22 protein-coding genes are annotated in these 25,294 nt (G+C 73.7%); 7 read left to right on the top strand and 15 right to left on the bottom strand.

Annotated features, from left to right (window positions below; translation table 11 throughout):
- Positions 1-4 precede the first annotated feature (4 nt).
- The gene (locus tag ACZ3ZE_RS11735) at positions 5-2,359 is read right to left on the bottom strand and encodes a molybdopterin cofactor-binding domain-containing protein (protein ID WP_363291745.1); all 2,355 of its coding nucleotides are present in this window, start codon (positions 2,357-2,359) and stop codon (positions 5-7) included.
- 337 nt (positions 2,360-2,696) lie between these two features.
- Here ACZ3ZE_RS11735 and ACZ3ZE_RS11740 point away from each other — a divergent pair, with 337 nt between their 5' ends.
- Both ACZ3ZE_RS11740 and ACZ3ZE_RS11745 read left to right on the top strand, forming a co-directional pair.
- Positions 2,697-3,362 carry an NADPH-dependent F420 reductase gene (locus ACZ3ZE_RS11740; protein WP_442305629.1) on the top strand — a complete coding sequence of 222 codons (666 nt, stop codon included), beginning with the start codon at positions 2,697-2,699 and terminating at the stop codon, positions 3,360-3,362.
- 136 nt (positions 3,363-3,498) lie between these two features.
- The gene (locus ACZ3ZE_RS11745; protein ID WP_361167401.1) at positions 3,499-3,975 is read left to right on the top strand and encodes a RidA family protein; all 477 of its coding nucleotides are present in this window, start codon (positions 3,499-3,501) and stop codon (positions 3,973-3,975) included.
- Positions 3,976-4,030: 55 nt separating this feature from the next.
- Here ACZ3ZE_RS11745 and ACZ3ZE_RS11750 read toward each other — a convergent pair whose 3' ends face one another.
- The 5 genes from ACZ3ZE_RS11750 to ACZ3ZE_RS11770 all read right to left on the bottom strand — a co-directional run bounded on the left by ACZ3ZE_RS11750 (position 4,031) and on the right by ACZ3ZE_RS11770 (position 9,784).
- Positions 4,031-4,870, bottom strand: a complete 840-nt coding sequence (locus ACZ3ZE_RS11750; RefSeq protein WP_467258687.1) for a PhzF family phenazine biosynthesis protein — start codon at positions 4,868-4,870, stop codon at positions 4,031-4,033.
- A gap of 100 nt (positions 4,871-4,970) precedes the next feature.
- Entirely contained in the window at positions 4,971-5,801 is an 831-nt protein-coding gene (locus ACZ3ZE_RS11755) for a 2OG-Fe(II)-dependent halogenase WelO5 family protein (protein WP_361167395.1), read from the bottom strand.
- A 44-nt stretch (positions 5,802-5,845) separates the two neighbouring features.
- Positions 5,846-6,037, bottom strand: coding sequence for a hypothetical protein (locus tag ACZ3ZE_RS11760; RefSeq protein WP_361167392.1), 192 nt, complete (start codon positions 6,035-6,037; stop codon positions 5,846-5,848).
- A gap of 119 nt (positions 6,038-6,156) precedes the next feature.
- Positions 6,157-9,246, bottom strand: coding sequence for an alpha/beta hydrolase (locus tag ACZ3ZE_RS11765; RefSeq protein WP_361167389.1), 3,090 nt, complete (start codon positions 9,244-9,246; stop codon positions 6,157-6,159).
- A 226-nt stretch (positions 9,247-9,472) separates the two neighbouring features.
- A complete protein-coding gene (locus tag ACZ3ZE_RS11770) occupies positions 9,473-9,784 on the bottom strand; it encodes a hypothetical protein (RefSeq protein ID WP_467258689.1) in 312 nt (103 codons plus the stop codon).
- A gap of 265 nt (positions 9,785-10,049) precedes the next feature.
- Here ACZ3ZE_RS11770 and ACZ3ZE_RS11775 point away from each other — a divergent pair, with 265 nt between their 5' ends.
- Both ACZ3ZE_RS11775 and ACZ3ZE_RS11780 read left to right on the top strand, forming a co-directional pair.
- Positions 10,050-10,805 carry a type 1 glutamine amidotransferase gene (locus ACZ3ZE_RS11775; protein ID WP_467258692.1) on the top strand — a complete coding sequence of 252 codons (756 nt, stop codon included), beginning with the start codon at positions 10,050-10,052 and terminating at the stop codon, positions 10,803-10,805.
- An 88-nt stretch (positions 10,806-10,893) separates the two neighbouring features.
- Complete coding sequence (locus ACZ3ZE_RS11780) at positions 10,894-11,334, top strand: OsmC family protein (protein WP_361167381.1); 441 nt, start codon at positions 10,894-10,896, stop codon at positions 11,332-11,334.
- Between the two features lie 32 nt (positions 11,335-11,366).
- On the opposite strand, the gene ACZ3ZE_RS11785 is transcribed toward ACZ3ZE_RS11780, so the two are convergent.
- Positions 11,367-12,059 (bottom strand): RraA family protein, encoded by a 693-nt coding sequence (locus tag ACZ3ZE_RS11785; RefSeq protein ID WP_361167741.1) that lies wholly within the window; start codon positions 12,057-12,059, stop codon positions 11,367-11,369.
- A 275-nt stretch (positions 12,060-12,334) separates the two neighbouring features.
- On the opposite strand from ACZ3ZE_RS11785, the gene ACZ3ZE_RS11790 reads away from it, so the two are divergent.
- Positions 12,335-13,102 (top strand): metallophosphoesterase, encoded by a 768-nt coding sequence (locus ACZ3ZE_RS11790; protein WP_467258696.1) that lies wholly within the window; start codon positions 12,335-12,337, stop codon positions 13,100-13,102.
- A 58-nt stretch (positions 13,103-13,160) separates the two neighbouring features.
- On the opposite strand, the gene ACZ3ZE_RS11795 is transcribed toward ACZ3ZE_RS11790, so the two are convergent.
- Together ACZ3ZE_RS11795 and ACZ3ZE_RS11800 are read right to left on the bottom strand one after the other, a co-directional pair.
- Positions 13,161-14,627 carry a carboxylesterase/lipase family protein gene (locus ACZ3ZE_RS11795; RefSeq protein ID WP_442305625.1) on the bottom strand — a complete coding sequence of 489 codons (1,467 nt, stop codon included), beginning with the start codon at positions 14,625-14,627 and terminating at the stop codon, positions 13,161-13,163.
- A gap of 29 nt (positions 14,628-14,656) precedes the next feature.
- Entirely contained in the window at positions 14,657-15,931 is a 1,275-nt protein-coding gene (locus ACZ3ZE_RS11800; RefSeq protein WP_467258699.1) for an MFS transporter, read from the bottom strand.
- Between the two features lie 213 nt (positions 15,932-16,144).
- Here ACZ3ZE_RS11800 and ACZ3ZE_RS11805 point away from each other — a divergent pair, with 213 nt between their 5' ends.
- Positions 16,145-17,479, top strand: a complete 1,335-nt coding sequence (locus ACZ3ZE_RS11805; RefSeq protein WP_467258702.1) for an ROK family protein — start codon at positions 16,145-16,147, stop codon at positions 17,477-17,479.
- 46 nt (positions 17,480-17,525) lie between these two features.
- Positions 17,526-17,900 (top strand): hypothetical protein, encoded by a 375-nt coding sequence (locus ACZ3ZE_RS11810; RefSeq protein ID WP_361167366.1) that lies wholly within the window; start codon positions 17,526-17,528, stop codon positions 17,898-17,900.
- Here ACZ3ZE_RS11810 and ACZ3ZE_RS11815 read toward each other — a convergent pair.
- From ACZ3ZE_RS11815 to ACZ3ZE_RS11840, 6 genes are all read right to left on the bottom strand, one after another.
- A complete protein-coding gene (locus ACZ3ZE_RS11815; RefSeq protein ID WP_361167363.1) occupies positions 17,882-18,412 on the bottom strand; it encodes a GNAT family N-acetyltransferase in 531 nt (176 codons plus the stop codon). The two genes, ACZ3ZE_RS11810 and ACZ3ZE_RS11815, sit on opposite strands and share 19 nt — an antisense overlap.
- A 94-nt stretch (positions 18,413-18,506) precedes the next feature.
- Positions 18,507-19,025, bottom strand: coding sequence for a DinB family protein (locus ACZ3ZE_RS11820; RefSeq protein WP_361625778.1), 519 nt, complete (start codon positions 19,023-19,025; stop codon positions 18,507-18,509).
- A gap of 170 nt (positions 19,026-19,195) precedes the next feature.
- Positions 19,196-21,511 (bottom strand): arylsulfatase, encoded by a 2,316-nt coding sequence (locus ACZ3ZE_RS11825; protein WP_467258705.1) that lies wholly within the window; start codon positions 21,509-21,511, stop codon positions 19,196-19,198.
- Positions 21,508-22,455 (bottom strand): formylglycine-generating enzyme family protein, encoded by a 948-nt coding sequence (locus tag ACZ3ZE_RS11830; protein ID WP_467258707.1) that lies wholly within the window; start codon positions 22,453-22,455, stop codon positions 21,508-21,510. The genes ACZ3ZE_RS11825 and ACZ3ZE_RS11830 overlap by 4 nt, the downstream gene beginning before the upstream one ends.
- Entirely contained in the window at positions 22,452-24,311 is a 1,860-nt protein-coding gene (locus ACZ3ZE_RS11835; RefSeq protein ID WP_467258710.1) for an ABC transporter ATP-binding protein, read from the bottom strand. Before ACZ3ZE_RS11835 ends, ACZ3ZE_RS11830 begins: the two co-directional genes overlap by 4 nt.
- Positions 24,308-25,291, bottom strand: coding sequence for an ABC transporter permease (locus ACZ3ZE_RS11840; protein ID WP_467258713.1), 984 nt, complete (start codon positions 25,289-25,291; stop codon positions 24,308-24,310). Before ACZ3ZE_RS11840 ends, ACZ3ZE_RS11835 begins: the two co-directional genes overlap by 4 nt.
- Positions 25,292-25,294: the final 3 nt, after the last annotated feature.

A 25,294-nucleotide genomic window follows, 5' to 3' on the forward strand; every position in this document is an offset into this window, starting at 1 on the left:
GGCGTCAGAGGGCGCGGGCGCGGCCGTCGGTCGGGGAGGCGGGGATCGGCGGGACGGTCGGCGCCGGCGTGAAGGGCAGCGGCTCGGCGTGGTTGACCGGGAAGGTGGTCGGCATCGTGCCGGTGGCCCGGCCGTAGGCGCAGGCGACGGCGGCCGCGGCGGCTCCGACGGCCAGCTCGCCGGCGCCGCCGGGCTTGTCGCCCGTCGGCGGCATGACGATGATCTCCAGCTCGGGCGGGGTGTTCCACTGCCGGGTGTAGTAGTAGTTGTCCCAGCTGCTCTCCTGGAAGTGCCCGTCCTTCAGGTGGAGTCCGGAGGTGAGCGTGAGGGCGATGCCGTCGATGATGCCGCCCATCATCTGGGCCTCCAGGCCGCGCGGGTTGACGGCCAGGCCGACGTCGACGGCGCACACGACCTTGGTGACGCGCGGGCCCGTGTAGGCGTCGCGCACCTTCCGCCCGGTGGTGGCGGGCCGGCAGTCGATCTCGGCGAGGACGGCAACGAAGGCGTGGTACTCGGGGTGGACGGCGATGCCCTGCGCGGTTCCGGGCTCCATCCGCCGCCCCCAGCCGCCCACTTCGGCGACCTTGTCGAGCACGGCGCGCGCCCGCTCGTCCTTCAGGAGCCGCCGGCGGAAGGCGAGGGCGTCCTGCCCCATCCTCTTGGCGAGCTCGTCGAGGACGAGCTCCTGCGCGCAGCGCACGTTGGGCGAGTAGATGTTGCGCATGGAGCCGGTGTTGAAGCCGTGGTCGACCTCGTTGAGGAGCTGGGTGGTGACGCCGAGGTGGTACGGGCTCGCCTGGGTGAGCTGGAACATCGTCTCGGAGAACGCCAGGTTCGCGACGGGCAGTCGGGCGGCCTCGGAGGTGATGACCTCGCCGATGCCGTGCCCGAAGTCGGTCGCGACGGAGGTGTGCCGCTGCTCGTAGGTGAGGACCTCGCCCAGCGCGTACGTGGCGCGCACCCGGGAGGTGGCCATCGGGTGCGTACGGCCCTGCCGGAAGTCGTCGGTGCGGTGCCACATGAGCCGGACGGGCTTGCCCATCTTCCGGGAGATCTCGGCCGCCTCCCCGGCCGCGTCGTGGAACAGCTTGCGCCCGAACGAGCCGCCGCCCTCGGTGACATGGACGGTGACGGCGCCGACGGGCAGGCCGAGCTGGAGGGCGATCTTCTCCTGGGCGACGATCGGCGACTTCAGGCTCGCCCAGATCTCGGCGGAGCCGGGGCGCACGTCGGCGACGGCACAGTTCGTCTCCAGGGCTCCGTTGCTGGCGAAGGCGAAGGTGAAGCGGGCGTCGACCGACTTGGTGAGCAGATCCAACGGTGGTACGACGAGCGGCAGTTCTGCCCTGCGGAGCTCCTGGAGGACGGTGTCGTCGGAGGCGCCCTCTGCGGTGCCGGGCCCCCAGGTGACCTTCAGGGCACGGACGGCGTCGATGCACTGGCCGAAGGTACGGCCCCGGACGGCGACGCCGGTGGAGACCGCGACGACGTCGGTGACGCCGGGCATGGCCTTCACCTCGGCGAGGTTGTCCACCGAGCGCACGGTGCCGTTGATCGTCGGCGGCCGGCAGACCATCGTGGGCAGGGCGCCCGGCACCTGGACGTCCATCGCGAACTTCTTGCGCCCGGTGACGGCTTCGAGCGCGTCGACCCTCCCCCGTCCGGAGCCGATGACCTTGAACTTCTCCGGGTCCTTGAGGGTGACGGAGACCTGCGTGTCGGTGAGCGCGGCGGCCTTCACCGCGAGGTCGCCGTAGGTGAGGCTCACCCCGGCGGCGGAGGTGATGACGCCCGCCTTGGCGGTGAGCGTGCCGACGACCTCGCCGAGTTCCAGCGCGGCGGCCCGCAGCAGCCGGCCACGGGCGACGGCGGCGGCGACGCGGATCGGGGTGAAGGTCGAGATGGTGGTGTTGGAGCCGCCGGTGAGCTGGTTGAAGAGCAGCTCGGGGCGGGCGTCGGCGAGGGTGACCCTGATCCGTTCGACGGGCAGGTCGAGCTCCTCGGCGATGATCATCGCGGTGGAGGTGGTGATGCCCTGGCCGACCTCGGCGCGGGGCAGCGCGAAGTGGGCGGTGCCGTCGGGGTCGATCCGGATGGTGATGAGGTTCGCCGTCGGCAGGGCGGCGTGCGTGAGCATGTCGTTCAGGTCGTAGATGTCGGCGGGCCCGGGAAGGGAGGGCACGACGGCCGGGACGGTGGCCTCGGCCGGCGTGGGCGCGAGGACCTCCGCGCCGACCTGGGCGGCGACGGTGAGGGTCGGCGCCGCCAGTACGTACCCGAGGAATCGACGCCGGCCGATGCCGCGGGGCGGCGCGGCCTCCTGCCCGTGCTGTGCGGCGCGGTCCTGCGCTGTCATCGGCGCTGCCCTTTCGATGGGGGTGACGGGTGAGGGGTGATGAGGGGTGATGCGGTACGGGGTGCTGCGTGCTGCGTGCTGCGTGCTGCGTGCTGCGTGCTGCGTGCTGCGGAGTGGGCGGGCGCGGAGGGTGCGGATGATGCGAAGGGTGCGGATGACGCTGCGCGCCGCCCGGTGGATCATCACCCGTTCGGGCCAGCGGCGGGGCCCGAACGGCCCGGCTTCACCCGGGGCACGCCAAGTTCTCACGCCCTCGGCGGGGAATAGCGGGCGGGGTCGCCCAGTTGCGCACTCCCATAGCGGCGAACCGCGCCACCCGCTCGAAAGGAAGACGCTCATGAAGATCGGCATCATCGGGGCAGGCAACATCGGCGGCAACCTCACCCGCCGACTCACGGCCCTCGGGCACGAGGTGTCCGTCGCCAACTCCCGCGGCCCGCAGACGCTCGCCGCCCTCGCCGAGGAGACCGGGGCGACCCCCGTCCGGGTCTCGGAGGCGGCCCGGGGCGCGCAGATCGTCGTCGTCACGATCCCGCTGAAGGCGATCCCCGACCTCCCGGCGACCGGCCTGTTCGACGGGGCGGCGGACGGCTTCGTCGTCCTCGACACCGGCAACTACTACCCGCGCGAGCGCGACGGCCGCATCGCCGCCATCGAGGACGAGGGCCTGACCGAGAGCCGCTGGACCGAACGTCACCTGGGCCACCCGGTGATCAAGGCCTTCAACGGCACGTACGCCCAGGACATCCTCGACCGTCATCGCCCGGCCGGCGACCCCGAGCGCATCGCGCTGCCGGTCGCGGGCGACGACGAGCAGGCGAAGAAGACGATCCGCGAACTCATCGACGAGCTCGGCTTCGACACGGTCGACGCGGGCGGCATCGACGACTCCTGGCGCCAGCAGCCCGACACCCCCGTGTACGGCCTGCGCGCCGGCGTCGAGGCGGTCGAACGCGCCCTGGCGGAGGCGTCGCCGGAACGACCGGAGTCCTTCCGCGGCTGACGAAAGGCCGCCGTCGGCTCCCAGCGGATCGATCCCTAGCAGAATCGTGCCGGTCCCGTCGCCACAACCGCCGAGGCGGTCCCCCGGGGTGCCGTGCGGTGCGACGATGAGTCGTCACCGTCCACCAGGAGGGGCCATGGGCAAGGACATCCGCGAGCGGCTCGCCGGGCTCGGTCTGAAGTTGCCGGAAGCGAGTGCCCCCAAGGGGGCCTACGTACCCGCCGTACGCAGCGGCGCCCTGGTCTTCCTCGCCGGCCAGATCCCGCTGACGGGCGGCGAGTTGACCGCGGTCGGACGGGTCGGCGCGGAGGTGTCGCCGGAGCTGGCGAAGGAGCTGAGCCGCCAGTGCGCGCTGGCCGCGCTGGCGGCGGCCGACGCGGTGGTGCCGCTGGAGGCGGTGACAGGGGTGGCGAAGGTGGTCGGATACGTGTCCTCCGCCCCCGGCTTCCTGGGGCAGGCGTCGGTGGTGGACGGGGCGAGCGAGCTGCTCCTCGACGTGTTCGGCGACGCGGGCGGGCACGCGCGCAGCGTGGTCGGCCTGGCGGTCCTGCCGCTCGACGCGCCCGTGGAGATCGAGATCGTGCTGGAGGTCGCGGAGGACGGCACCGTGTGAGGCGGGGCGGCGGCCCGCTCAGCCAAGGGGAACGACCGAGGGGGCGGCGGGCCACTCAGCCAATGGGAACGGCCGTGCCCGTCACCTCGATGCCGCTCGACGGAACGTTCGAGACCCCGACCGTGAGCAGGCTCGGACGCCCCATGTCCACGCCCTGGTGAACGGTCAGGACGGCGGGCAGGTCGACGAGTCCGAGGGACCGCAGATAGCCGCCGAGTGCGGCGGCCGCCGCACCGGTCGCGGGGTCCTCGACGACGCCGCCGGGCGGGAACGGATTGCGGGCGTGGAAGACGGTGTCCGACTCGCGGTGGACCAGGGCGACGGTGACCCAGTCCCGGCGCGCCATCAGGGCACCGAGCGCCGTCATGTCGTAGGCGAGGTCGCCGAGCCGGGCACGGGTGGCGGCCGCGATCACCGGATGCCAGGCGCCGGCGTACGCGGCCCGGGGCGGCAGGGCGGGGTCGAGGTCGGCGGCGGACCAGCGCAGTGCGGCGAGGAGTTCGGCCAGGTCCGCGTCGTCGATCTCCTCGGTGCGCGGAGCGACGCTGACCAGGGTGGCGACGACGGAGCCGTCCGGCCGGGTGGACGTGGCGACGGGCACCGGCCCGGCCTTGGTGTGCAGAAGCAGCTCGCCGACGCCGTGCCGGTGTGCGTGGGCGACGGCGGTAGCGATGGTCGCGTGGCCACAGAACGGGACCTCGGCCTCCGGACTGAAGTAGCGGATGTCGATCTCGCCGTCGGCGCGCGGAACGGCGAACGCCGTCTCCGAGTATCCGACCTCCGCCGCGGTGGCGGCCATCGTCTCCTCGTCGATGCCTGCGGCGTCCAGCACCACACCCGCCGGGTTCCCGCCGAGCGGGTCGGTGCTGAAGGCCACATAGCGCAGAATGTCCATCGCCCGAACGTATCCGCTCCGTCACACGACCGTCAAAGCCCTTGCAGGCAGGTCGCATTGACTGGCGCTCCGCTGTCAACAGGCCAGTCGGGGGGCATGTTCAGGCCCACGTGAGGAGCTGCCCGTTCGCCGCGAGGCCCACCGCGAATCCCAGTGCGATTCTGCGGGCTCCCCGGCTCGGACGTACCGCGTGGAAGTAGCGCGGGTCGATGAGCAGCGCCTCGCCGACGTTCGGCGTGATCTCCAGCGACTCGGCGTCCCGCACCACCGCCTCGTCGTACCCGTACGAAGCCGGCAGCCGGTACGTCTCGTCCTCGGGCTGCCAGCGGTGGCGCCACAGGACCGTCTCGCCGCCCGACGGAGGGACGCTGAGGTAGAGGTTGAACGCGAACTGGCCGATCAGGGGTACGTCGAGCAGATCGTGCTCGTACTCGCGCAGCGAGTCGTCGAAGTGCACCCGGAAGCCCTGGTTGGGCTCCCTGGCCACCCCGTCGCCGAGCTCCCGCCCGCCCCGGCGACCGACCGCCACCCCGCCCGGCCAGTGCGCGCCGAGCCCCTCCCGGCAGAGGGCGAAGGGATCGAAGGAGAGCCCGAGCCCCCGCCAGGCGTCGTGATGGCGCTCCAGCGCCTCCCAGTAGCTGTCGGCCACCCCGCCGGCCGCCATGTGGTCGCTGATGCCCACGCCGAAGCGCATCACCCGCGGCTGGACGCGGGCGCTGCCGTACGAGTCGAAGGCCCTCTCCTCCAGTGCCGCGAGCACCTCCGCGCACCGTTCCTCCGACAGGAAACCGGGCACCCGGACAGCCGCGTACCGGCCGGCGGCGAGGCCCGCGAGCAGGTCACGGGTGAACGCGGGCGTGGTGGCGGCGCGGAAGAACGGATCGTGCGACGCGGTGGACGGCAGGTCCTGCGTGAAGTTCCCTGTGGTCATGCGTCGGCCCCCCGACTTTCTGAAGACAACGGAAACGACGGCGCCTATCCGGGATGTGCTCCGCTGGTGGTGCGGAACGCGGTCTTCGCGTCGAGTTCGAGTGCCTGACGTCCGGCTTCCAGGGCTTCCATCGCGACCTGCCGGCCGAACTCGGCCTGCATCTCCTCCAGCTCGCTCCCCGGTGCACCCCACGTCGGGGACTGGTCGTCGTAGGAGTCGGCGGGGCGAGAAGTCATCGGCGGACCTCCGAACGTTTCGGCAAGGGACGCGTCACTCAGCGTGAGGCACCGTCAGGCTACGCGCAACCCCGCGGGGCCCGGCGGGCTTTCCCGACGTTCTCCGGAGCGCGGAGGTTTCAGGTCGGCATCTCCCGCAGCCGGTCGAGCAGCGCCCTGGCCTGCACCGACAGCGGATGGTCCGAGGTCACCGCGCGGTCGAGGTCGCGCACCAGCGCGCGCAGCGTGTTCACCGCTTCGGGGGTACGCCCCCGCATCCCCAGGAGGACGAGCACGTGCGTGTAGCGCAGTCGCATCACGAGGTTGGAGTCCGGTGCCTGGGAGGCGTCGCCCAACGCCCCGCCGATGACCTCCTCGGCCTCCTCCGCGCGGGCCTGCGCGAGCAGCGCGTGCGTCAGCGTCTCGCGGACGCGGAGGGTCTCCGGGGTGGCGGGCGGCCAGTGGTTGCGGCGGCTGACGGCGAGGATCTCCCGCGCCTCCGCCTCGGCCTCGCGGTGCGTGCCGCGAGCCAGCATCGTCCGGGCCAGGGTGTGGCGCACCACGAGGGTGTCGTAGTGCTCGGGTCCGCGGACCTGGTTCTCCGCCTCGACGATGGAGCGCAGCAGGACCTCCGCCTCGCCCTCCCGCCCTGCCTGCTCGTTGATCGCGCGGGCCAGTTTGTGGCGGCTGGCGAGGGTGTCGGCGTGGTCCTCGCCCAGGATCGCGGTCCGCGCCGCCACGACCAGGGCGAGGACCTCCTCGGCCTGGCTCAGCTGTTCCCGGTCGAGGTGGATGCGGCCCTGTTCGTGGCGCAGGCCGAGGATCTCGCGGTCGTCGCGGTGGAAACCGTACGAGGCGCAGCGCTCGATCAGCGGCAGCACCAGGGTGTACGCCGGACCGAGCAGTCCGGCGGCGATGAGGTAGCGGGCGGTCAGGCGGGCGAGTTCGAGGGCCTCGGTGCGTACGGTGCGGTCGTTCAGCTTGAGGTCGCCGAGCAGGCAGGTCCGCGCGACCTCCAGGGCGTGCGGGGAGAGCGCGGCCCACAGCGGCCAGTTGGCGGGGTGGTCGGGGTTCCGCAGGTGCGTGGCGGCCAGGAGCATGCGCAGGGCCAGGCCGTAGTGGTCGGCCGGCCGCTTGCGGACCTCTTCGTCCTCGCGCAGCACGCCGTGCACGACGGGGTGCAGGGTGAGCAGGCCGGCCAGGTCGTGGTCGGCGACGTCCTCGCGCTCGTAGGCGTCCACGAGGCCGAGCTCCTCCAGGCCCTTCAGCGCCTGGCTCAGCGAACCGGCGGTGCCGGTGCCGGGGAAGAGCGGCGATTCGGCGAGTGCGGGGCCGGAGAGCAGGCAGCGGTAGGGGATCGGGGCGGTGCTCAGGCAGGCGAACACCTTGAGCAGGGTCGGGGCCTGCGGCAGCTCGTGCTGCGTGAGCAGGTCCAGGCCGATCCCGCAGACCTTCTCCACGATCTCCCGGCCGAGGAGTTCGCCGAGCTGGGGTCCGTCCTGGCCGGCGGCGGTGTCGACGCCGGGCTCGACCGCGCGGCGGAAGCTCTCGAAGTCCCTGATGTCGCTGTCCAGCCGGATCCGGCTCTCGTGGACGGCCTTGATCACGTCGGCGGCCTGGCGGAGGGCCAGCGGCAGCCCGCCCAGCTGCCGTGACAGACGGCGCGCGTCCTCGTTCGTGCCGCCGAGGCCGCCGGTGCGTTCGAGCAGCATGGAGGCGCCGTCGTTCTCGTCCAGCGGCAGGACCTGGTGGATGCGGCTGGCGGCGCCCCAGGCGTTCCGGCTGCGCACCCGGCTGGTGACGAGGACCGTCCCCTTGGCGTTCTTCGGGGTGCGCAGCCATCCGGTGCCCCGGGACACCGGACCGTCGGCCGGACCGAGGCGTTCCGGGTCGTCGGCGTTGTCGAAGATCAGGAGCCATGGGTCGGGGCAGTCGTCGAGGAGGGTCCAGACCAGGTCCATGGCCGTGCCCACGAGCCAGGCCCGTTCCACGGTGATCGACGGGGCGCCCAGATCGCCGGCGATCATCCGCATCCGCAGGCTGAGTTCGGGCGTCGACACCCACCAGACGCGGTGGCCGGCGCGCCGGGCCCGGTCGGCGGCCTCCAGGGCGATCCGGCTCTTCCCCGAACCGCCGAGCCCGGCCACCACGTGCACCTGCCGACGGGCCTCCTCGGACAGCAGATGGGCGACCAGGCCGAGCCGGTCCTTGCCCTTCAGCTGCCCGTCGGCCAGCTGCCCGAACGGCGGCGGAGGAAAGACGGTGAGGTCCGGGGGCGGCGGCGTCGGGGGGACGGCGAGGGCGGCCGGGGGGCGCGGGGTGCCCGGCGCTCCGGGGCCGGGGGCGGAGCCGTCGACAGGGAGGGAGCGGGTGCCGGCAGCGGTGCCGGTTCCGGTGGCGGACGCGGTGGTGGGGGCGGGGAGCGCTCCGGCAGCGGTGCCCTGGGCGCGACGACGCTCCTCGGTGTCCTGGAGCTCCCGCTCCGCCCGCTCCCGCTGCTCCCGCTGCTCCTCCCGTGCTTCCCAGGCCACCTTGAGGAGGGCGCGCTGGACGGCCTGGTAGGCGGAGGCCTTGCGGTCCGCGGGCTGGACGATGCTGAAGTGGTCGGCGGTGACCACACCGCCCTTGGGAAAGACGCCGCGGGCCACGATCGGCGGCACGACCTCGTCGGCGGTCCCTCCGTAGGCCAGCACCGGGATGGGGCATTCCTGGTCGGAGTACGCGCGGGCGTGGACCACCGAACTCAGCACGGTCCGCTGGGCCTCGGTCACCGCCCGGTCGAACGGGCGCAGCTGCCGCTCTTGCGGGTTGCGCCACAGCGGGAGGGCTTTGCGCACGGTGAGGAAGAAACCGGACCCCGTATTGGGGCAGGCGAACATGGTGAAGTGCTTGATCCGCGCGAGCTCGCGGCCCTCCCCGTTCCAGAGCTTCCGCGCCAGGAACCGCTGCACGACCAGCCCGCCCTGGCTGTGCGTGACCAGCACGATCCGTTCGGCGTCGGCCAGTTCGGTCTCCAGGAAGGTGCCCAGCTGGTCGGCCACGTCGTCGGTCTCGGCGACCCTGCGGTCGGGCCGCAGGCGGACGAACGGGGAGTCGTACTGGAAGGGGTGGACGCTCACCCAGCCCGCGAGTTCCGGGTCGTCCGCGAGAAGGGTCTCGAACGCCTGCCACACCTTCGCGGAGGAGAACAGCCCGTGCACCAGCACGAGGTGGACGCGCGTGGACGCCATCGCGAACCTCCGCAATCAGAAAAGGTGCTGAAAGAGAGTCAGTACGATCGCAGATGAATCAGTTGCCGTATCAATGATGCATGAGGGGCGACTGATAGGGCCATATCGAGACAGCCCGTCCTGCCCGGCGGACCGAGACAGCCCGTCCTGCCCGGCGGACCGAGGCCGCCCGTCCTGCCCTGCGGACCGGGGCGGCCGGGCGGACCTCCCCTCCGTCTTCGCCTGGTTACGCCGCGTCCCAGGGCTTCCTGCTCGCCCACCGGGCGGACTGACCCCACGTGTTCCGCGCCGTCGCGAGCGCCCGGCCCCCGCACCCCCGCAGCTGCGTGCGGGACAGGCGCGCCCGCTGGCCGCCGCCCGCGATCAGGGCGTTCACCGACACCATCGGGTCACCCCCGGCGGTCCGCGCCACGAGCGCCCCGACCACGAGCGGCAGCAGCGCCACCGCGAGGGCCGAACCGGTGGCGGTGGCCGTGGCGGTGACATGGCGCAGGGGGCGGGGGTCCTGGGCGGCGCGGCGCGGGGTGTGCGTGTTCATGGCGACAGTTCACCAGCGGCGTGGGGTGTGGAGCACCGTGCGGAGTACTCAGGCGGACGGGCGTCGGGTACTCATCCTCGGGCGTGCGACGCCTCTTCCTCGTACCGTGCCCGGTGCGGAGGGGGGACGGCGTGCTCGAATGAACGGGGTGCATCGGAACGCGTTTTCGGTGACCCTCGGCAGGACGGAACGCGCCAAGGGCGTTCCTTCGACACCTCGTGGAGGCGGGACGCCCGTGACTCATCTGTCCGCACACCCTGTCCTGGTGGTCCAGCACGAGGCCGACACCGGCCCCGGCCTGGTCGGCGAGCGGCTCCGCGCGGCCGGGCTCGACCTCCGGGTCCATCACCCCTGGCGCGGCGAGGAGTTGCCCGCCGGGCTCGCCGGCTGGGCGGGGCTGCTCGTCCTCGGCGGCGCGCCCAACTGCGAGGACGACACGGCCGCGCCCTGGCTGCCGCGCGTCCGGGAGCTGATACGGGAGGCCGTCGATGCCCGCGTCCCGGTCCTGGGCATCTGCCTCGGCGGGCAGATCCTGGCCCATGCCCTGGGCGGCCGGGTCGTCCGGCGCCCGCAGGGGCCCGAGGCCGGGGCCGTACCGCTGCGCCGGCTGCCCGCCGCCGACGCCGATCCGGTGCTCGGCGCGGTCCCCGAGGGAGCGCTCGCGGCCCAGTGGCACTGGGACGAGGCCGAGGCCCTGCCGGCCGGCGCGGTGCCGCTGCTGACCGGGGACGACTGCCCCTACCAGGCCTTCCGCGTCGGGCGCCGGGCGTGGGGCGTGCAGTTCCACCCCGAGGTCCTGTCGGACGCGATCGCCGACTGGGCGGGCTCGGACGGGCCCGCCGTACGAGCGGCGGGCGGGGACCCGGACGGTGCGATCGCCTCCGTACGGGCAGCCGAGCCCGAGCTGCGCGCGGTCTGGGGCGCGATGGCCGAGGCGTGGGGCGCCGTCGTGCGGGAGGCGGCGGAAGCGGAGGGCGTGCGCGTTCCGGGGCCCGGCGCGCGCGAGCACGAGCGCGCGTGAGGGCGTGACCGGGGGCGCGGGAATGATGGGATGGTCCGTGCGCACGCGAACGCGCGCGCACGGACCGCAGTGAGGAGCAGTGCCGCCCATGGCCGAGTACCGGATCGAGACCGTCCGCACCGGATACCGCACCTGGACCGCCCGCAACGACCGGGGCGCGGAGGTGAGCATCGGGGCCGCCGACGACGCGGACGCCCAGCCCTCGTTCACGCCCGTCGAGCTGCTGCTCGCGGCGATGGGCGGATGCGGCGGCATGGTGATCGACCGTACGGCGCGGGCCGTCGACCACGACGACCTGCGGATCGTGGTCGAGGGCGTGGCCGGGCCCGAGGACGACGGGCGGGTCGGGCGGATCCGGGTCAGCTACGAGTTCGAGCTGCCCGACAACAACCCGCGGGCGGCGGACGTGTTCGCCCGCGGGGTGCGGCTCACGCACGAGAAGTTCTGCACGGTGAGCCGGACCGTGGAGCACGGCGCGGAGGTCGAGGCGATCCTCCCGGACGGCACCGTCGGCTTCCGGGCCGGCTGAGCCCCGCCGGACACCGGCACCGCCCGGCCCCGCTACTCCTCGATGGCGCCGCCGATCGCCCGCAGGTGCCGGCGGAAGGTGTACGCCGGGTCCTGGGCGCGCTGTTCCAGGTAGGCGTCGAAGCGGGTCTGGTCGCGCAGGGTCTGCCCGGCCCTGATCAGCCGGGCTTGATTCCGCTCGGTGCGGAAGATTCCCTCGGCGGTCTCCAGTACCGCCTCGGCGCGGTCCGCCGCCACGAACAGCACGCCGTCGTCGTCGGCGAACACCACGTCGTCCGCGCCGACCGTGTGCTCGCCGACGCGGGCGCTGCTCAGCGCCTCCGGCCCGCGCGGGTCGAGGCGCACCGGGCCGGGCGCGTGCGCCCCGTACGAGAACACCGGCAGCCCGATCTCCACCAGATCGGGCGTGTCCCGGTGCAGCCCCCACACGACGACGGCCGCGATCCCGACCGTCCCGGCCTCCAGGACGGCGAGGTCCCCGACGCAGGCCTCGTCCCTGCGGCCCTCGTTGTCGATGACGAGCACGTCGCCGGGGGCAGCGCGGGTGTAGGCCTCCAGGAAGACGTCGACACTGCCGTAGTGCCGTACGGGCAGCGCGCGGCCCGCCACCCGGCGGCCGGGCAGCACGGGCAGGATGCCGGCGGGCGCGGCCCGCAGCGGCTCCCCGAGCCGTACACAGGCGTCGGCGATCAGCGGGGTGGCGAGCGCGGCGAAGCGCTTGTCCAGCGCGGCGAGGCCGGCAGCGTCGGCGGGCTCCGCGGGCTCTGCGGGCTCGTTCACGGGATGCTCCCTTCGGCGGGGTGGGCGGTCCGGATGCTAGCCGAGCGGGCGGGCCGGGAAAGGGCCATTGACCGGGTGTTGGCCCGCGCCGGGCCTTGGGCGGGCGAGATACGGTCCCACGGGACCGCCCGGCGACGAGGACTGACGGGGGCCAGGGGAACACCGGACCTGACGACCAGAGGACCAGAGGACCAGAGGACCAGAGGACCAGAGGAGCCACCGTGATCGTGATAGCGCACTTCAGCGACATCCACGTCGACGCCTCGCCGCGCAGCAGGGAGCGGACGTCGGCCGTGATGGAGTTCCTGGACTCGCTCCCGTACGCGTTCGACGCGGTCATCGCCACCGGTGACCTGGCCGATCACGGCGCGGAGGCGGAGTACACGTGGATCCGTGAGCACGTGCTGGGCTCCCGGCATGCTGTGCTGGCCTGTCCGGGCAACCACGACCGCAGGGACGTGTTCCGGCGCGTGCTGCTCGGTGTGGAGCCCGCGGCTCCGGAGGCGCCGGTGAACCAGGTGCTGCGCACGGACGGTTTCGTCCTGGCGCTGTGCGACTCGTCGGTGCCGGGCAAGGACGAGGGGTTCCTGGAGGAGGAGACGCTGGACTGGCTGGCGGAGGAGCTGGCGCGGACGCCCGAGGACGTCCCCGTGTTCGTGGGGTTCCACCATCCGCCGGCCACGCTCGGCATCCCGTTCGTGGACGGGCTCCGCCAGTTCGGCGAGGAGCGGCTCGCCGCGCTGGTGCGCCGGCACCCGAACGTCGTCGCGCTGCTGTGCGGGCACGCCCACACCGGCGCGGCCACCACGTTCGCCGGCCGGCCGCTGCTCGTCGCGCCCGGCGTGGTCTCGACGTCCAAGCTGCCCTGGGAGCAGAACGGCGGCCCGCGCGACTACGTGTACCGGGACGAGTCGGTGCCGGCGCTGGCCTTCCACGTGTTCGACGCCGGCCGGCTGACGACGCACTACCGGAGCGTGCCGGTGCGCTGACGGCGCGCCGGCACACCCGTACACGGGCGTACCGGCGCGCGCCTGCCTGCCGGGCCCCTCAGCCCAGCCAGATCTCGCGGACCGTCTTCAGCGGGTCCTCCGCCACCTCCGGCGTGGTGTTCCAGAGCATCGTCGTGCGCCCGGCGGAGGTGTACGGGGGCCACCCCTCCCCCGGGTTCCGCTCCGAGACGAACGAAACCCAGGCGCGGTGCATGGCGTCGGCCAGTGCCTGCGGCGGGTTGTCGCCCGCGGCGGCCGTGACGCCCTCCGCGTCGAGCAGGTCGAAGGCGTAGGGCAGGTCGAGGCAGTGGAACGACTGCCCGTTGAGCGGCGAGGTCCAGTCGAACTGGTAGAGCCAGGTGGGCTCGCCGCGCTCGGCGCGGGCGTCGGCGACCGCGAGGGACGGGGCGCGGAAGGTCGCGTCGGTCAGGGCCTGGCCGAAGTGGGCGGCCGGGTCGGTGTCCGCGTAGGTCTCCGCGAAGGCACCCGCCCGGACCTCGTCGAGGCCGAGTCCGCCGAGCAGCAGCGGCAGCGGCACGGGCGCGCCGTCGGGGCCCGCTTCGGGTGTGGGGATCATGTTGAACTCGTGGGCGGTGAAGCCGAGCATCAGGGGCACCCCGGCTCCGCCGTCGCCGGTGGTGAGAGCGTCGAGGACGGGCTCGGGGATCAGCTCGCCGTCGGCGAAGGGCACGAGCGAGAGCATCGGCGGGAGGCCCTCGCGGTCCGGCCCCGGCTCGCCGAGGCGGTCCTGGAGGTCGAGGATCTCGTCGTCGCCGAGGTCCTGGAGGGCGGCGGCGGTGGCCGGGAGGCCCGTACGGGCGGTGAAGAGGCGCGAGACGGCGCGGGCGATCTCAGGGCCGTCGGGGCGCGTGACGGCGCCGGACACGGAGATCACGCCGCGGAAGAGGTCGCGGGCGGAGGGGACCGCGAGGAGGGTCTGGACGGCCCCGCCGCCCGCCGACTGGCCGGCGATGGTGACCTTGGCGGGGTCGCCGCCGAAGCGTGCGATGTTGTCGCGGACCCACTCCAGGGCGGCGATCCAGTCCCGTACGCCGCGGTTGTCGGGGGCGTCGTCGAGGTGGAGGAAGCCCTCGATGCCGAGCCGGTAGCCGAGGGAAACGAACACGACGCCGTCGCGGTTGAAGGCGGCGCCGTCGTACCAGGGGCTCGCGGCGGAGCCGGCGACGTAGCCGCCGCCGTGGATCCAGACGAGGACCGGCAGGGCCGCGTCGGCGTCCGGGGCGGGGGTGAAGACGTTGAGGTTGAGGACGCCGTCGCCGGGGATGGACGGCTCGGGGATGGTGGTGACGTCCGCGAAGGGGCGGCGCTGCGCGGTCGGCCCGTACGCGGTGGCGTCGAGCGGCTCGGTCCACGGCTCGGGCGGCACGGGTGCGGCGAAGCGGAGCGGGCCGACGGGCGGTTGGGCGTACGGGATGCCGAGGAAGCGGCGGCTCCCGTCGGCCCGGCGTTCGCCGCGGACCGGGCCGCGGGTGGTGGTGACGAGGGGCGGGTGGGTGCCGGTCATGGAGGGCTCCTGTCGGGGCTCGGAACGGTTCACTTGACGCTCTTGATGGGCTTGATGGCGAGCGCGCCGACGAAGACGACGCCGATCGCGACGAGGAACAGCGCCCGGTAGCCGGGGGCCTTGTCGGCGCCGTCGGAGAAGAGGCCGATGATCCCGGCGGCGACCAGGGGGCCGAGGGCCTGCGGGACGTTGGTGGCGATGTTGAGGATGCCGAGGTCGCGGCCCGCGCTGTCGCCGGCCGGCAGGACCTCGGTCATGAGGGCCATGTCGAGGGACATGTAGGTGCCGAAGCCGATGCCGGCGAGCAGCGCGTACACGTACATGGCGGTGGTCGTGGGGCTGATCAGCGGGGCGACCATGGAGGCGGCGAGGACGATCGCGGCGCCGCCGACGAAGATCTTGCGGCGGCCGGTGCGGTCCGACAGCCTGGCGGCCGGGAGGGATCCGGCGAAGGTGCCGACGAGGGTCAGTACGGCCATGAGCGACTGGGCGCGGTCGACGTCGGCGCCGTCGAGGCCGACGTAGTCGGTGAGGGCGTAGCGCTGGTACATGAGCACGCCCCAGAAGCCGAGCACGAAGACGACGCGGGCGAGGAAGGCCCAGGCGAAGTCGGGGTGCTTGCGCGGAGAGACCCAGAAGCCCTTGAGGAAGGCGCCGAGGGCGAACGGCTCGGGCTCCCCGGTGACCGGGGTGTCCTTGTTCAGGAGGACGAAGGCGAGGGTGACGACGAGGACGCAGGCGGCGAAGACGGCGTAGCCGATGTCGACGTTCGCGGCGAAACGGGCGCCGATGACGATGCCGAGGGTGATGCCGATCTGACCGCCGACGCCGATGAACGCGGAGAACATGCCGAGGCGTTCGGCCGGGACGCGGTCGGCGAGGATCGCGGTCATGGGGGCCTGGATCACGTTGAGCAGGACCTGGACGGCAACCCACAGGAGGGTGAGCCAGAGCAGGCCGGTGGCCTGCCCGATGGCGAGCAGGGCGAGCGTCGAGGCGATGGCGCCGAGCGCCATCCAGGGGGTGCGGCGGCCGAAACGGCCCCGGGTGCGGTCGGAGAGCGCGCCCGCGATGGGCTGGACGAAGAGGGTGACGATCGAGGAGGTCATCGTCACCATCGCGAGGCTGGACTCCTTGGAGTCCGGGGCGATGGCCTCGACCTGGATCGGCAGGAGGACGCTCAGCAGGCCCGAGTAGGCGATGTAGAGCGTGGTGAAACCGGCCAGCATCGACCACAGGAGGGTCGTGGTCCCCGCGGCTCGGGGCCGCGCGGGGGCGGCCTGCGGGGAGGATGCGGTGGTCATGGCGGTGCTGCCTTCCTGGCCGGGCCGCCGGGGGTGCCTGGGGCGGTTCCGACGGCCTCGTCGGCCCCGGCCACGTCGTCGGGGACGTCCACAGCGTCGGACCCGGAAACAATTTACGTCAATGGTCGAAATAAAAAGGTGACGCGTGTCACTTACTCGTGTCAACAGAGGGTGGTCCGCCGTGCGCGCCCCGCCGTCGGAGAGAATCGCCGGGTGCCCGTAGCTCCAGCCGAACCGCCCTCCGACTCCGCCGCCGTACGCCGTCTCAACCTGTCGCGCGCCCTGCGGCACATCGCCGAGCGCGGCCCCTGCTCCCGCAGCGAGGTCTCGGCCGCGACGGGGCTGGCCCACGGCTCGCTCACGGCGCTCACGGCCGACCTCATCGACCGCGGTCTCGTACGGGAGGCCGGGCTGACCCCGGCCGGCGGACGCGGGCGGCCCCGGCGGCAGCTGGAACTGGTGCCGGGAAGGGTGCTCACCCTCGCGGTACGGATCACCCGCGAACGGCTCCAGACGACCGTCGCCGACCTCGCGGGCGAGGCCGTGCACCGCGCCTCGCTCCCCCACCGCGCCCCGCAGGGCGACCCGCGGCCCCTCGCCCGCGCCGTCGCGGGCGCGCTGCGCGAGGCCCGGGCGGCCGTGCCGGCCGTGCCGGGGGCGCATGTGTGGGGGGCGGTGATGGCGATGCCGGGACCGGTCGACGCGGACGGCGCCCATGTGTTCAGCACCGACTTCGGCTGGCCGGGGCCGGTGGACCTGGCGGGCCTCGTACGGGAGGAGCTGCGGCGAGCGGGACCGGGCCGAGGACCCGTGGAGCTCCCCCTCGTCCTGGTCAACGACGCGAACCTCGCCGCGCTCGCCGAGTACCGCGCCCTGGCCGCCCGCCGCGGCACACCGCCGCGCTCCCTCGCGTACCTGAAGGCGGACATCGGCGTGGGCGGCGGGCTCGTCCTCGACGGGCGCATCCACACGGGCGGGCACGGAGTGGCGGGCGAGCCGGGGCACATGCCCGTCGCCTTCGACGGGCCGGTCTGCGCCTGCGGCGCGCGCGGCTGCCTCGCCCTGTACGTGGGACCCGAGGCGCTCACCGACGCGGCGGGGCTGGCCGAACTGCGCGCCTCGGCGGGCCCGGACGCGGCGCTGACGGCCCTCGGCGAGGCCCTGGAGGCCGGGGAACGGCGGGCCCTGGACGCCCTGGACGCCGCGGGCGAGGTCCTGGGCGCGGCCGTGCTCGCGATCACCAGCCTCCTCGACGTCGACGAGGTCGTCCTCGGCGGCTACCTCGCCGACTGGTACCCCTGGCTCGAACGCGGCCTGGCCGCCCGGCTGTCCGGCCGCCGCGCCCTCGCCCACTGGCTCGTCCCGGTACCGGTGCCGGGCGTGCTGGGCGCGGACGCGGCGCTGACGGGTGCGCTCACGTACGGACGGGACGCCGTCCTCGACGACCCGGCGGCCGTACCGTCGTCACCGTCGTCACCGTCGTCACCGCCGTCACCGCCGTCACCGTCGTCACCGTCGTCACCGTCGTCGGGCTCGGGCGCCAGGTGAGCGGGGTGTCCGATTGCCCGCTCCCCCGCGAGGGAAGGCTCGCGGTGTGAACGTGAGTCCCGATGCCCTGCTCGGAGCCCTGGTCGTGGTCGCCGGTGCCGTCCTCGTCGCGGCGGGTGCCCGCTGGAAGGGGCGGGCCGTGCGCCCGCCGGCGCCCCGGCGGGCGCGCAGAGCCGCCTGGCAGAGTTACGTGCGGGCGCTGACCCGCTCGGCGGAGCTGGCCATCGCCGCCGCCCGGGATGCGGCGGGCCGGGGCGAACCGGCCATCGTGACCGTCGAGTCCGTCGTACGGCTCGCCCACGAGCGTTTCGGTTACGAGGAGGTCAGCCGGGGGCACGCGGCCGCCGCGCTGCGCCACGCGTACGAGCGCGGGCGGTGCGCGTCGGACTGCATGACCGATGCCTACAGCTCGATCCAGTAGCGGCGCTTGAGGCCGATCTCGGTGGGGCGGACGTCCTCCAGGACGCCGCCGTTGCGCTCGATGGTGCGGGCCGAGGCGGTGTTGGTGTCGTCGCAGGTGAGCAGGACCCGGGTCATGCCGAGGGCCCGGGCCTCGGGCAGGACGGTGGCGAGCGCCCAGGTGGCGAGGCCGCGGCGGCGGGCCGAGGGGCGGATGCTGTAGCCGATGTGGCCGCCGGCCCGGAGAAGGAAGTCGTTGAGCTCGTGGCGCAGGTCGATCGCGCCGAGGTACGTGTCGTCCTCGACGATCCACCAGTGGGTGGCGTGGACCCGGCCCTCGGGCTGGGGCCGGGTCAGGTCGGACTGTTCGCGGAGCCGGCCCACCCAGGAGGTGAAGACCTCGGGCATCGCGAAGGCGTCGTGCTCGGCGAGCCGCATTCCGGAACCGTCCTGGTTGATGCCGGGGCGCCATTCGGCGTGGGCGTCGAGCCAGGAGGCGTGGAGTCGCGCGGTGGGGGCGATCAGCTGCGGCATGCGGTGACGATAACAGCCGTGGGCACCCCCACTACCAGGAGTTTCTTCCTCTCGGAGCGATACGGGGAGGGGGCTGCGGGACGGTCCGGTGCCGCTACTCGCCGGTGACGCCGTCGATGCGCTCGCGCAGCAGGTCGGCGTGGCCGTTGTGGCGCGCGTACTCCTCGATCATGTGGGCGAGGACGTAGCGCAGTGAGAAGGCCTCCTCGTCGATGTGTCCGGTCACGTCGAGCGAGTCGGCCGCCTCGACGATCGCGCGGGCGCGCCGGCACTCCTCGCGCCAGACCGCGAAGGCCTCGTCGACGTCGGCGTCGGCGGCGTCGTCGATGTCGAAGTCGGCCCAGTCGGTGGAACCGGCCGGGGTCCAAGGGCTGCGGCTGCTCTCCCCGTTGATGACGTTCCGGAACCATCCGCGCTCCACCTCGGCGGCATGCCGCACCAGCCCGAGCAGCGAGAGCCCGGAGGGCCGGACCGCCCGCTCCTTCAACTGTTCGGGCGTCAGCCCCTCGCACTTCATGGCCAGCGTGTCCCGCTGGAAGTCCAGCATGGCGGTGAGGGTGGTGCGTTCGTCGGCGGTGCAGGGCGGCTGGATGCGGCGGTCCGGGAGTGTCATGGCGGCATCCTGCCAGCGGTGGCGGGGCGCGGGCCCGTGGATTTCGACGGCGCGGCGTCCGGGAGCCGGGCAGGCGAGGTTCAGGGGGCGGGGCAGCGGGGGCGGCAGAGGGGCGGGCAGTGGGTCTCGGCGCCGAGCGCCTCTGCCCGCCCCCCTGGTCGCCCCGCCCGTCACTCGAAGGCCGCAGCCGCCGCCTTCAGGGCCTCGGCCACTGCTTCCGGGGCGTCCGGGCCGGGCGGTCCCGGGCGGTAGGTCACCGAGTGCAGTTTTCCCTCGAAGCGGAAGGAACGGCGGCGTTCGTAGAGGGGCCAGGAGACGGGGGACTTGCGGTCGATGCCGATGCTGATGCCCTGGAAGGGGGCCATGCCGATGAGCTGGTGGACGGTGTCGGGGGTGGCGCGGAGTTCGTCGTCGACGGTGACGGTGAAGCGCCAGCGCAGGCCCTCCTCGGCGGTCGCGGTGAGCAGGATGTCGTGGGCTCCGGGGGCGAGGGGGCCGGCGTCGGTCTCGTGGAGGGTGCCGTACTCGTTGTACGCGAGGACGAGCCGGCCGTGCTCCACGTAGAGGCTGTAGCCGCCGCCCTGGTCCCCGTGGGAGACGAGCACGCCGTCGCCGCTCTCGTCGACGGCGACGGAGATCTCGAAGGAGCGCAGGGAGATCAGCCGTGAGGAGCGGTAGCGCTCGAGTTCGGGGGTGCCGGGGAGCAGGGTGAGGGGGCGGGCGAGGCGCTGTTCGGCGGGGTTGCGCCGGGCGAGGGCCCCGCTGTGGTCGGGCAGCGGGAAGACGCCGTCGCGCCAGGCGGCCTCCTCCCAGGCCTTCGACAACTCCGCGACCAGCTCCGGGTGTCGGGCGGACAGGTCGTGGATCTCGGTGGGGTCGGCGCGGATGTCGTAGAGGGCCCATTCGGAGTCGTCGTAGGGGGTGCCGGGGCGGTGGAGGGTGACCAGCTTGTGGCCGTCGCGGTAGAGGCTGCGGTTGCCGGTCATCTCGCAGTACTGCTCGGCGTGGGTGGAGTCGTGGGCGGGGTCGGCGAGGACGGGGGCGAAGCTGGTGCCGTCCGGCTCCTGGACCGGGACGCCCCGGCGGGTGCCGGGCCGTGCGAGGCCGGCGAGTTCGAGGAGGGTGGGGGTGATGTCGGTGACGTACTGGTACTGGGGGCGCAGCCCGCGCGCGAGCCGTCCGTCGCGGGCGCCCTCGGGCCAGGACAGGACGAAGGGCACGCGGACGCCGCCGGCGTAGGTGTGGCCCTTGTAGAGCCGGAAGGGGGTGTTGGAGGCCATGCCCCAGCCGCGCGGGTAGTGGACGAGGCTGCGGGGGCCGCCGATGAGCTCGGGGTCGCGGTCGACGTCGGGGTCCCAGTCGCCGGGCAGGCGCGGGTGGTGGACGAAGCGGCTGAAGTAGGAGCGGGTGCCTTCGGCGCCGCCTTCGCCGGTGCCGCCGTTGTCGGAGGTGAAGACGATGACGGTGTTGTCGAGTTCGCCGAGGGCGGCGAGGGTGTCGGTGAGCCGGCCGAGGTTCTGGTCGATGTTGTCGACGAGGGCGGCGTACACCTCCATGTAGCGGGCGTAGAGCCGCTGCTGCTCCTCGGTGAGGGAGTCCCAGGCGGGGACGTCGAGTCCGGCCTCGCTGTTGCGTTCGGGTAGTTCCGTTCCGAGCGGAAAGAGTCCGGCGGCGATCTGTGCGGCGAAGCGCCGGTCGCGCAGGGCGTCCCAGCCCTCGTCGTAGCGGCCCCGGTGGCGGGCGATGTCCTCCGGCTTGGCCTGGAGGGGGCCGTGGACGGCGTTGTGGGCGAGGTACAGGAAGAAGGGCTTGTCCGGGTCGTGCGCGCGCAGCGACGTGACCATGGAGATGGCCTGGTCGGTGAGGTCGTCGGTGTAGTAGTAGCCGTCGGGGAACTCGTCGATGTCCAGCGGGCTGTTGTCGCGGACGAGCTGGTGCGGGTGGAAGAGGCTGGTGAGCCCTTCGAGGACGCCGTAGTACTGGTCGAAGCCCTTCCGCAGCGGCCAGTTGCGCCGGTCGTCGGCGGCGTTGGAGGCGGAGTCGCGCACGAGGTGCCACTTGCCGACGGCGAAGGTGGCGTAGCCGGAGTCGTGGAGGAGTTCGGCGAGGGTGGGGATGTCGTCGGCGATCTCCATGCCGTAACCGGGGAAGCCCGGGTCGGAGTTGGCGACCATGGCGTAGCCGACGCGGTGCGGGTTGAGGCCGGTGAGCAGGGCGGCGCGGGCCGGTGAGCACAGCGGCATGGTGTGGTAGTTCGTGAGCCGTACGCCGTCCTCGGCGAGGGAGTCGAGGACGGGGGTGGGGATCTCGGAGCCGAAGGGTCCGATGTCGCTGTAGCCCATGTCGTCGACGAGGACGACGACGATGTTGGGGGCCTTGGCGGGTGGGGTGGGCCGGGCGGGCCAGGCGGGCTCGGACTCGGCGAAGGTGCGGCCGATCCGGCCGGGGAAGCCCTCGTACGGGTCGCGGCGGGTGCTGGTGGTCATGCGGGGAGGTCTCCGGTGAGTGAGCGGGCGCAGCGGAAGCCGCCGTGGCCGGTGGAGGAGTCGGGGGTGTTGTGGGAGCGGGCGGCGACGCGGTAGCGGTTGCAGTAGGAGTCGTGGCAGAGGTAGGAGCCGCCGCGGATGACCCGCTCGGCGGGCGCGCCCGGGCGGGACGGGGGTCCGAAGGGGTCGGCGCACCACTCCCACACGTTGCCGGAGGTGTTGTGCAGGCCGTGGCCGTTGGGCTCGTACGCGGTGACGGGCACGGTGCCGGTGCGTCCGCCGGGCCGGTCGGAGCGGTGCGGGAAGTCGCCCCGCCAGATGTTGCACGTCTCACGTCCGTCGGGGGCGAGTGCGTCGCCCCAGGGGTAGCGGGCGCCGTCGAGGCCGCCGCGGGCCGCGTACTCCCATTCGGCCTCGGTGGGCAGCCGCAGGCCGGCCCAGTCGCAGTAGGCGGTGGCGTCGGCGTGGCTGATGTGGACGACGGGGTGGTCCGCGCGTCCTTCGAGGCCGGAGCCCGGCCCTTCGGGGCTGTGCCAGGCGGCGCCCGCGACCCCCAGCCACCAGGGCGCGTTCGGCACCCGGCCGAGCACATGGGCCTCGGCGGCGGGGTGCAGCAGCAGGTGGAACACGTACGAGGAGCCGTACCGTTCAGCGTCGGTGCGGTGTCCGGTGGCCGCCACGAACCGCGCGTACTGCGCGTTGGTCACCGCGGTGGTGTCGATGGCGAAGGACGCCACGGTCACCTCGCGTACGGGGCCCTCCCGGTCGGCGGGGTGGCCCTCGTCGAAGGGGTCGCCCATCGTGAAGGTGCCGCCGGGCAGTTCGGCCATGGGCCGCAGGGGCTTGTGCCGGCCGCTGATTCGTATCTTCGGCAGCGGAAGCAATGCCGTGGCCTCGGACCGCTGCCCCGCGCACGGGCGGCCGGGCGCGCAGCAGGCGCTCATGCGCTCGCCCCCGCCGTCAGGAGCCGCGGTGCCGTCGGTACGGGTTCGGGTGCGGCGGCCAGCAGGGCACGGGTGTACGGGTCCTTCGGGCGCTCGCAGACCTCGTCGGCGCTGCCGGTCTCCACGATCCGGCCCCGGTGCATGACGGCGATGCGGTGGCTGACCTGCCGGACGACGGCGAGGTCGTGGGCGATGAAGACCAGGGCGAGGCCCAGGTCGCGCTGGAGGTCGGTGAGCAGGCCGACGATCTGGGCCTGCACGGAGACGTCGAGCGCGGAGACGGGTTCGTCACAGATCAGGACGGCGGGTTCGGGGGCGAGGGCGCGGGCGATGCCGACGCGCTGGCGCTGGCCGCCGGAGAAGGAGCGGGGCCTGCGGTCGGCGACGGCCGGGTCCAGGCCGACGAGCGACAGGAGTTCGGCGACCCGCCGCTCGCGGTCCGCGCGGTCGCCGAGCCCGAAGGCGCGGAGCGGCTCGGCGATGATCTCGCCGACGGTCATGCGGGGGTCGAGGGAGGCGTACGGGTCCTGGAACACCATCTGGACCCGGCGCCGTACGCCGTGCAGCTCGCGGCGCGAGGGGCGGGTGACGTCCCGGCCGTCGAGGAGCAGGCGGCCGCCGTCGGCGGGGTGGGCGTGGGCGAGGACCCGGGCGAGGGTGGACTTGCCCGAGCCGGACTCGCCGACGATGCCGAGGGTCTCCCCGGCGGCGAGGGTGAGGGACACGTCGTCGAGGGCGGTGAAGGAGCGCCGGCCGCGCCGCCCGTACGTCTTGCGCAGGGATGCGGCGGCGAGGACGACGCCTCCGGGTTCCGGCCGGTCGATACGGGCCGGGGGCGGGGGCGGCGGCAGGGGCTCGGTGCGCTCGGCGGCGAGCACGCAGGCGGCGCGCACCCCGCCGGCGAGGGTGACGGGTGCGGGGACGGCGGTGCGGCACCGGTCGGTGACGAAGGCGCAGCGGTCGGCGAAGGCGCATCCGTCGCCGAGGAGGGTCGGGTCGGGCGGGTTGCCGGGGATGCCGGTGAGGCGGGTGCCGGAGGATGCGGAGAGCCGGGGCACCGCGGCGAGAAGCCCGGCGGTGTAGGGGTGGCGGGGCCGGGTGAGGACCTCGACGGTGGGGCCGTCCTCGACGACGGTGCCGCCGTACATGACGAGGACGCGGGCGCAGGCGCGGGCGACGACGCCCATGTTGTGGGTGATGAGGACGAGCGCGGTGCCGGTCTTGCGGCCGAGGTCGGCGAGCAGGGTGAGGATCTGGTCCTGGACGGTGGCGTCGAGGGCGGTGGTGGGTTCGTCGGCGAGCAGGATGTCGGGTTCGCCGGCGAGGGCCATGGCGATGAGGATGCGCTGGCGCTGGCCGCCGGAGAACTGGTGGGGGTGGTCGTCGAGACGGCGGGCCGCGTCGGGGATGCCGACCAGGTCGAGGAGTTCCCGGGCCCGTGCCCGGCGGGCCGCCCGGTCGCCGTACCGGTGGGCGCGCAGCACCTCGTCGAGGTGGCCGCCGGCGGTGAGGACCGGGTTGAGGGCGGTCATCGGGTCCTGGAAGATCATGCCGACGCGTGCCCCGCGTACGGCCCGCAGCTCGCGCTCGTCCGCGGTGGTGAGCTCCTGTCCGTCGAGGCGGACGGAGCCCGCGGTGATCCTGCCGGTGCCGGGCAGCATGCGCAGCAGGGCGAGGGCGGTGGTGGACTTGCCGGAGCCGGACTCGCCGACGACGGCGAGGGTCTCGCCGCGCCGCAGGGTGAAGGAGACGTCGCGGACGGCGCGCAGGGTGCCGCCGTCGGGGGTGGTGAACTCGACGTCGAGGCCGCTGACTTCGAGGAGGGCGGGGCCCTCGTCGCGTACCGGACGGGTCATCGGCGGGTCTCCCGGTTCAGTGCGTCGGCGATCAGGGAGAGGCCGAGGACGAGCACGGTCACGGTGATCAGGGGGCCCGCGGCGAAGTGCGGGGCCTGGGCGAGATAGGGCATGGACTGGCTGAGGACGGCCCCGAGGGTGGGCTGTGGGGGCCGTACGCCGACGCCGAGGAAGCTCATGGCGCCCTCGATGAAGACGGCGACGGTGAGGGAGACGGCGATCTGGACGACGAGCGGGTCGGCGGCGTTGGGCAGGATGTGGCGGGTGAGGATCCGGCCGGACGAGGTGCCGCCGACGCGGGCGGCGGTGACGTACTCGCGTGACCGCTGGACGAGGATCCCGGTGCGCAGCAGCCGCCCGAAGGCGGGGATCTCGGCGAGCGCGATGACGAGGATCACGGGCAGCGGGCCGGGGCCGAGGACGGCGGTGACGGCGAGCGCGAGGATCAGTCCGGGGAAGGCGAGGATCAGGTCGAAGGCCCGCTGCACGACGGTGTCGGCGACCGGGTGGACGGCGGCGAGGAGCGCGGCGAGGCAGCCGAGGGCGGCGCCGAGCGGCACGGCCACGGCGATGATGCCGAGGTCGGCCCGGATGCCGTAGAGGAGCCGGGCGAGCAGGTCGCGGCCGAGGTCGTCGGTGCCCAGCGGGTGCCCGGGGGTGCCGAGCCCGGCGAGGGACAGGCCGCTCTGGTCGGTGGGGCCGTGCCCGGCGAGGAGCGGGGCGAGCAGCCCGGCGGCGACGACGAGAGCGACGAGCACGAGCCCGGTGCGGCCGCGGGCGGTGCCGAGGGCGGCCCGGTAGGGGTGGCGGGGGCGGCGGATGGTGGAGGCGGGGGCGGGTAGGGCCTTCGCGGTCTGTGCGGTCGGGCTGGTCTGAGTGGTCTCCGCGGTCTGTTCGGCCTGAGTGGTCCGAGTGGTCTGGGTGGTCTGGGTGGTCTGAGTGGTCTGAGTGGTCTGAGTGGCGGTCTCTGTGGCGGTCATGTC

The sequence above is a fragment of the Streptomyces sp. NPDC023157 genome, from assembly GCF_055560575.1.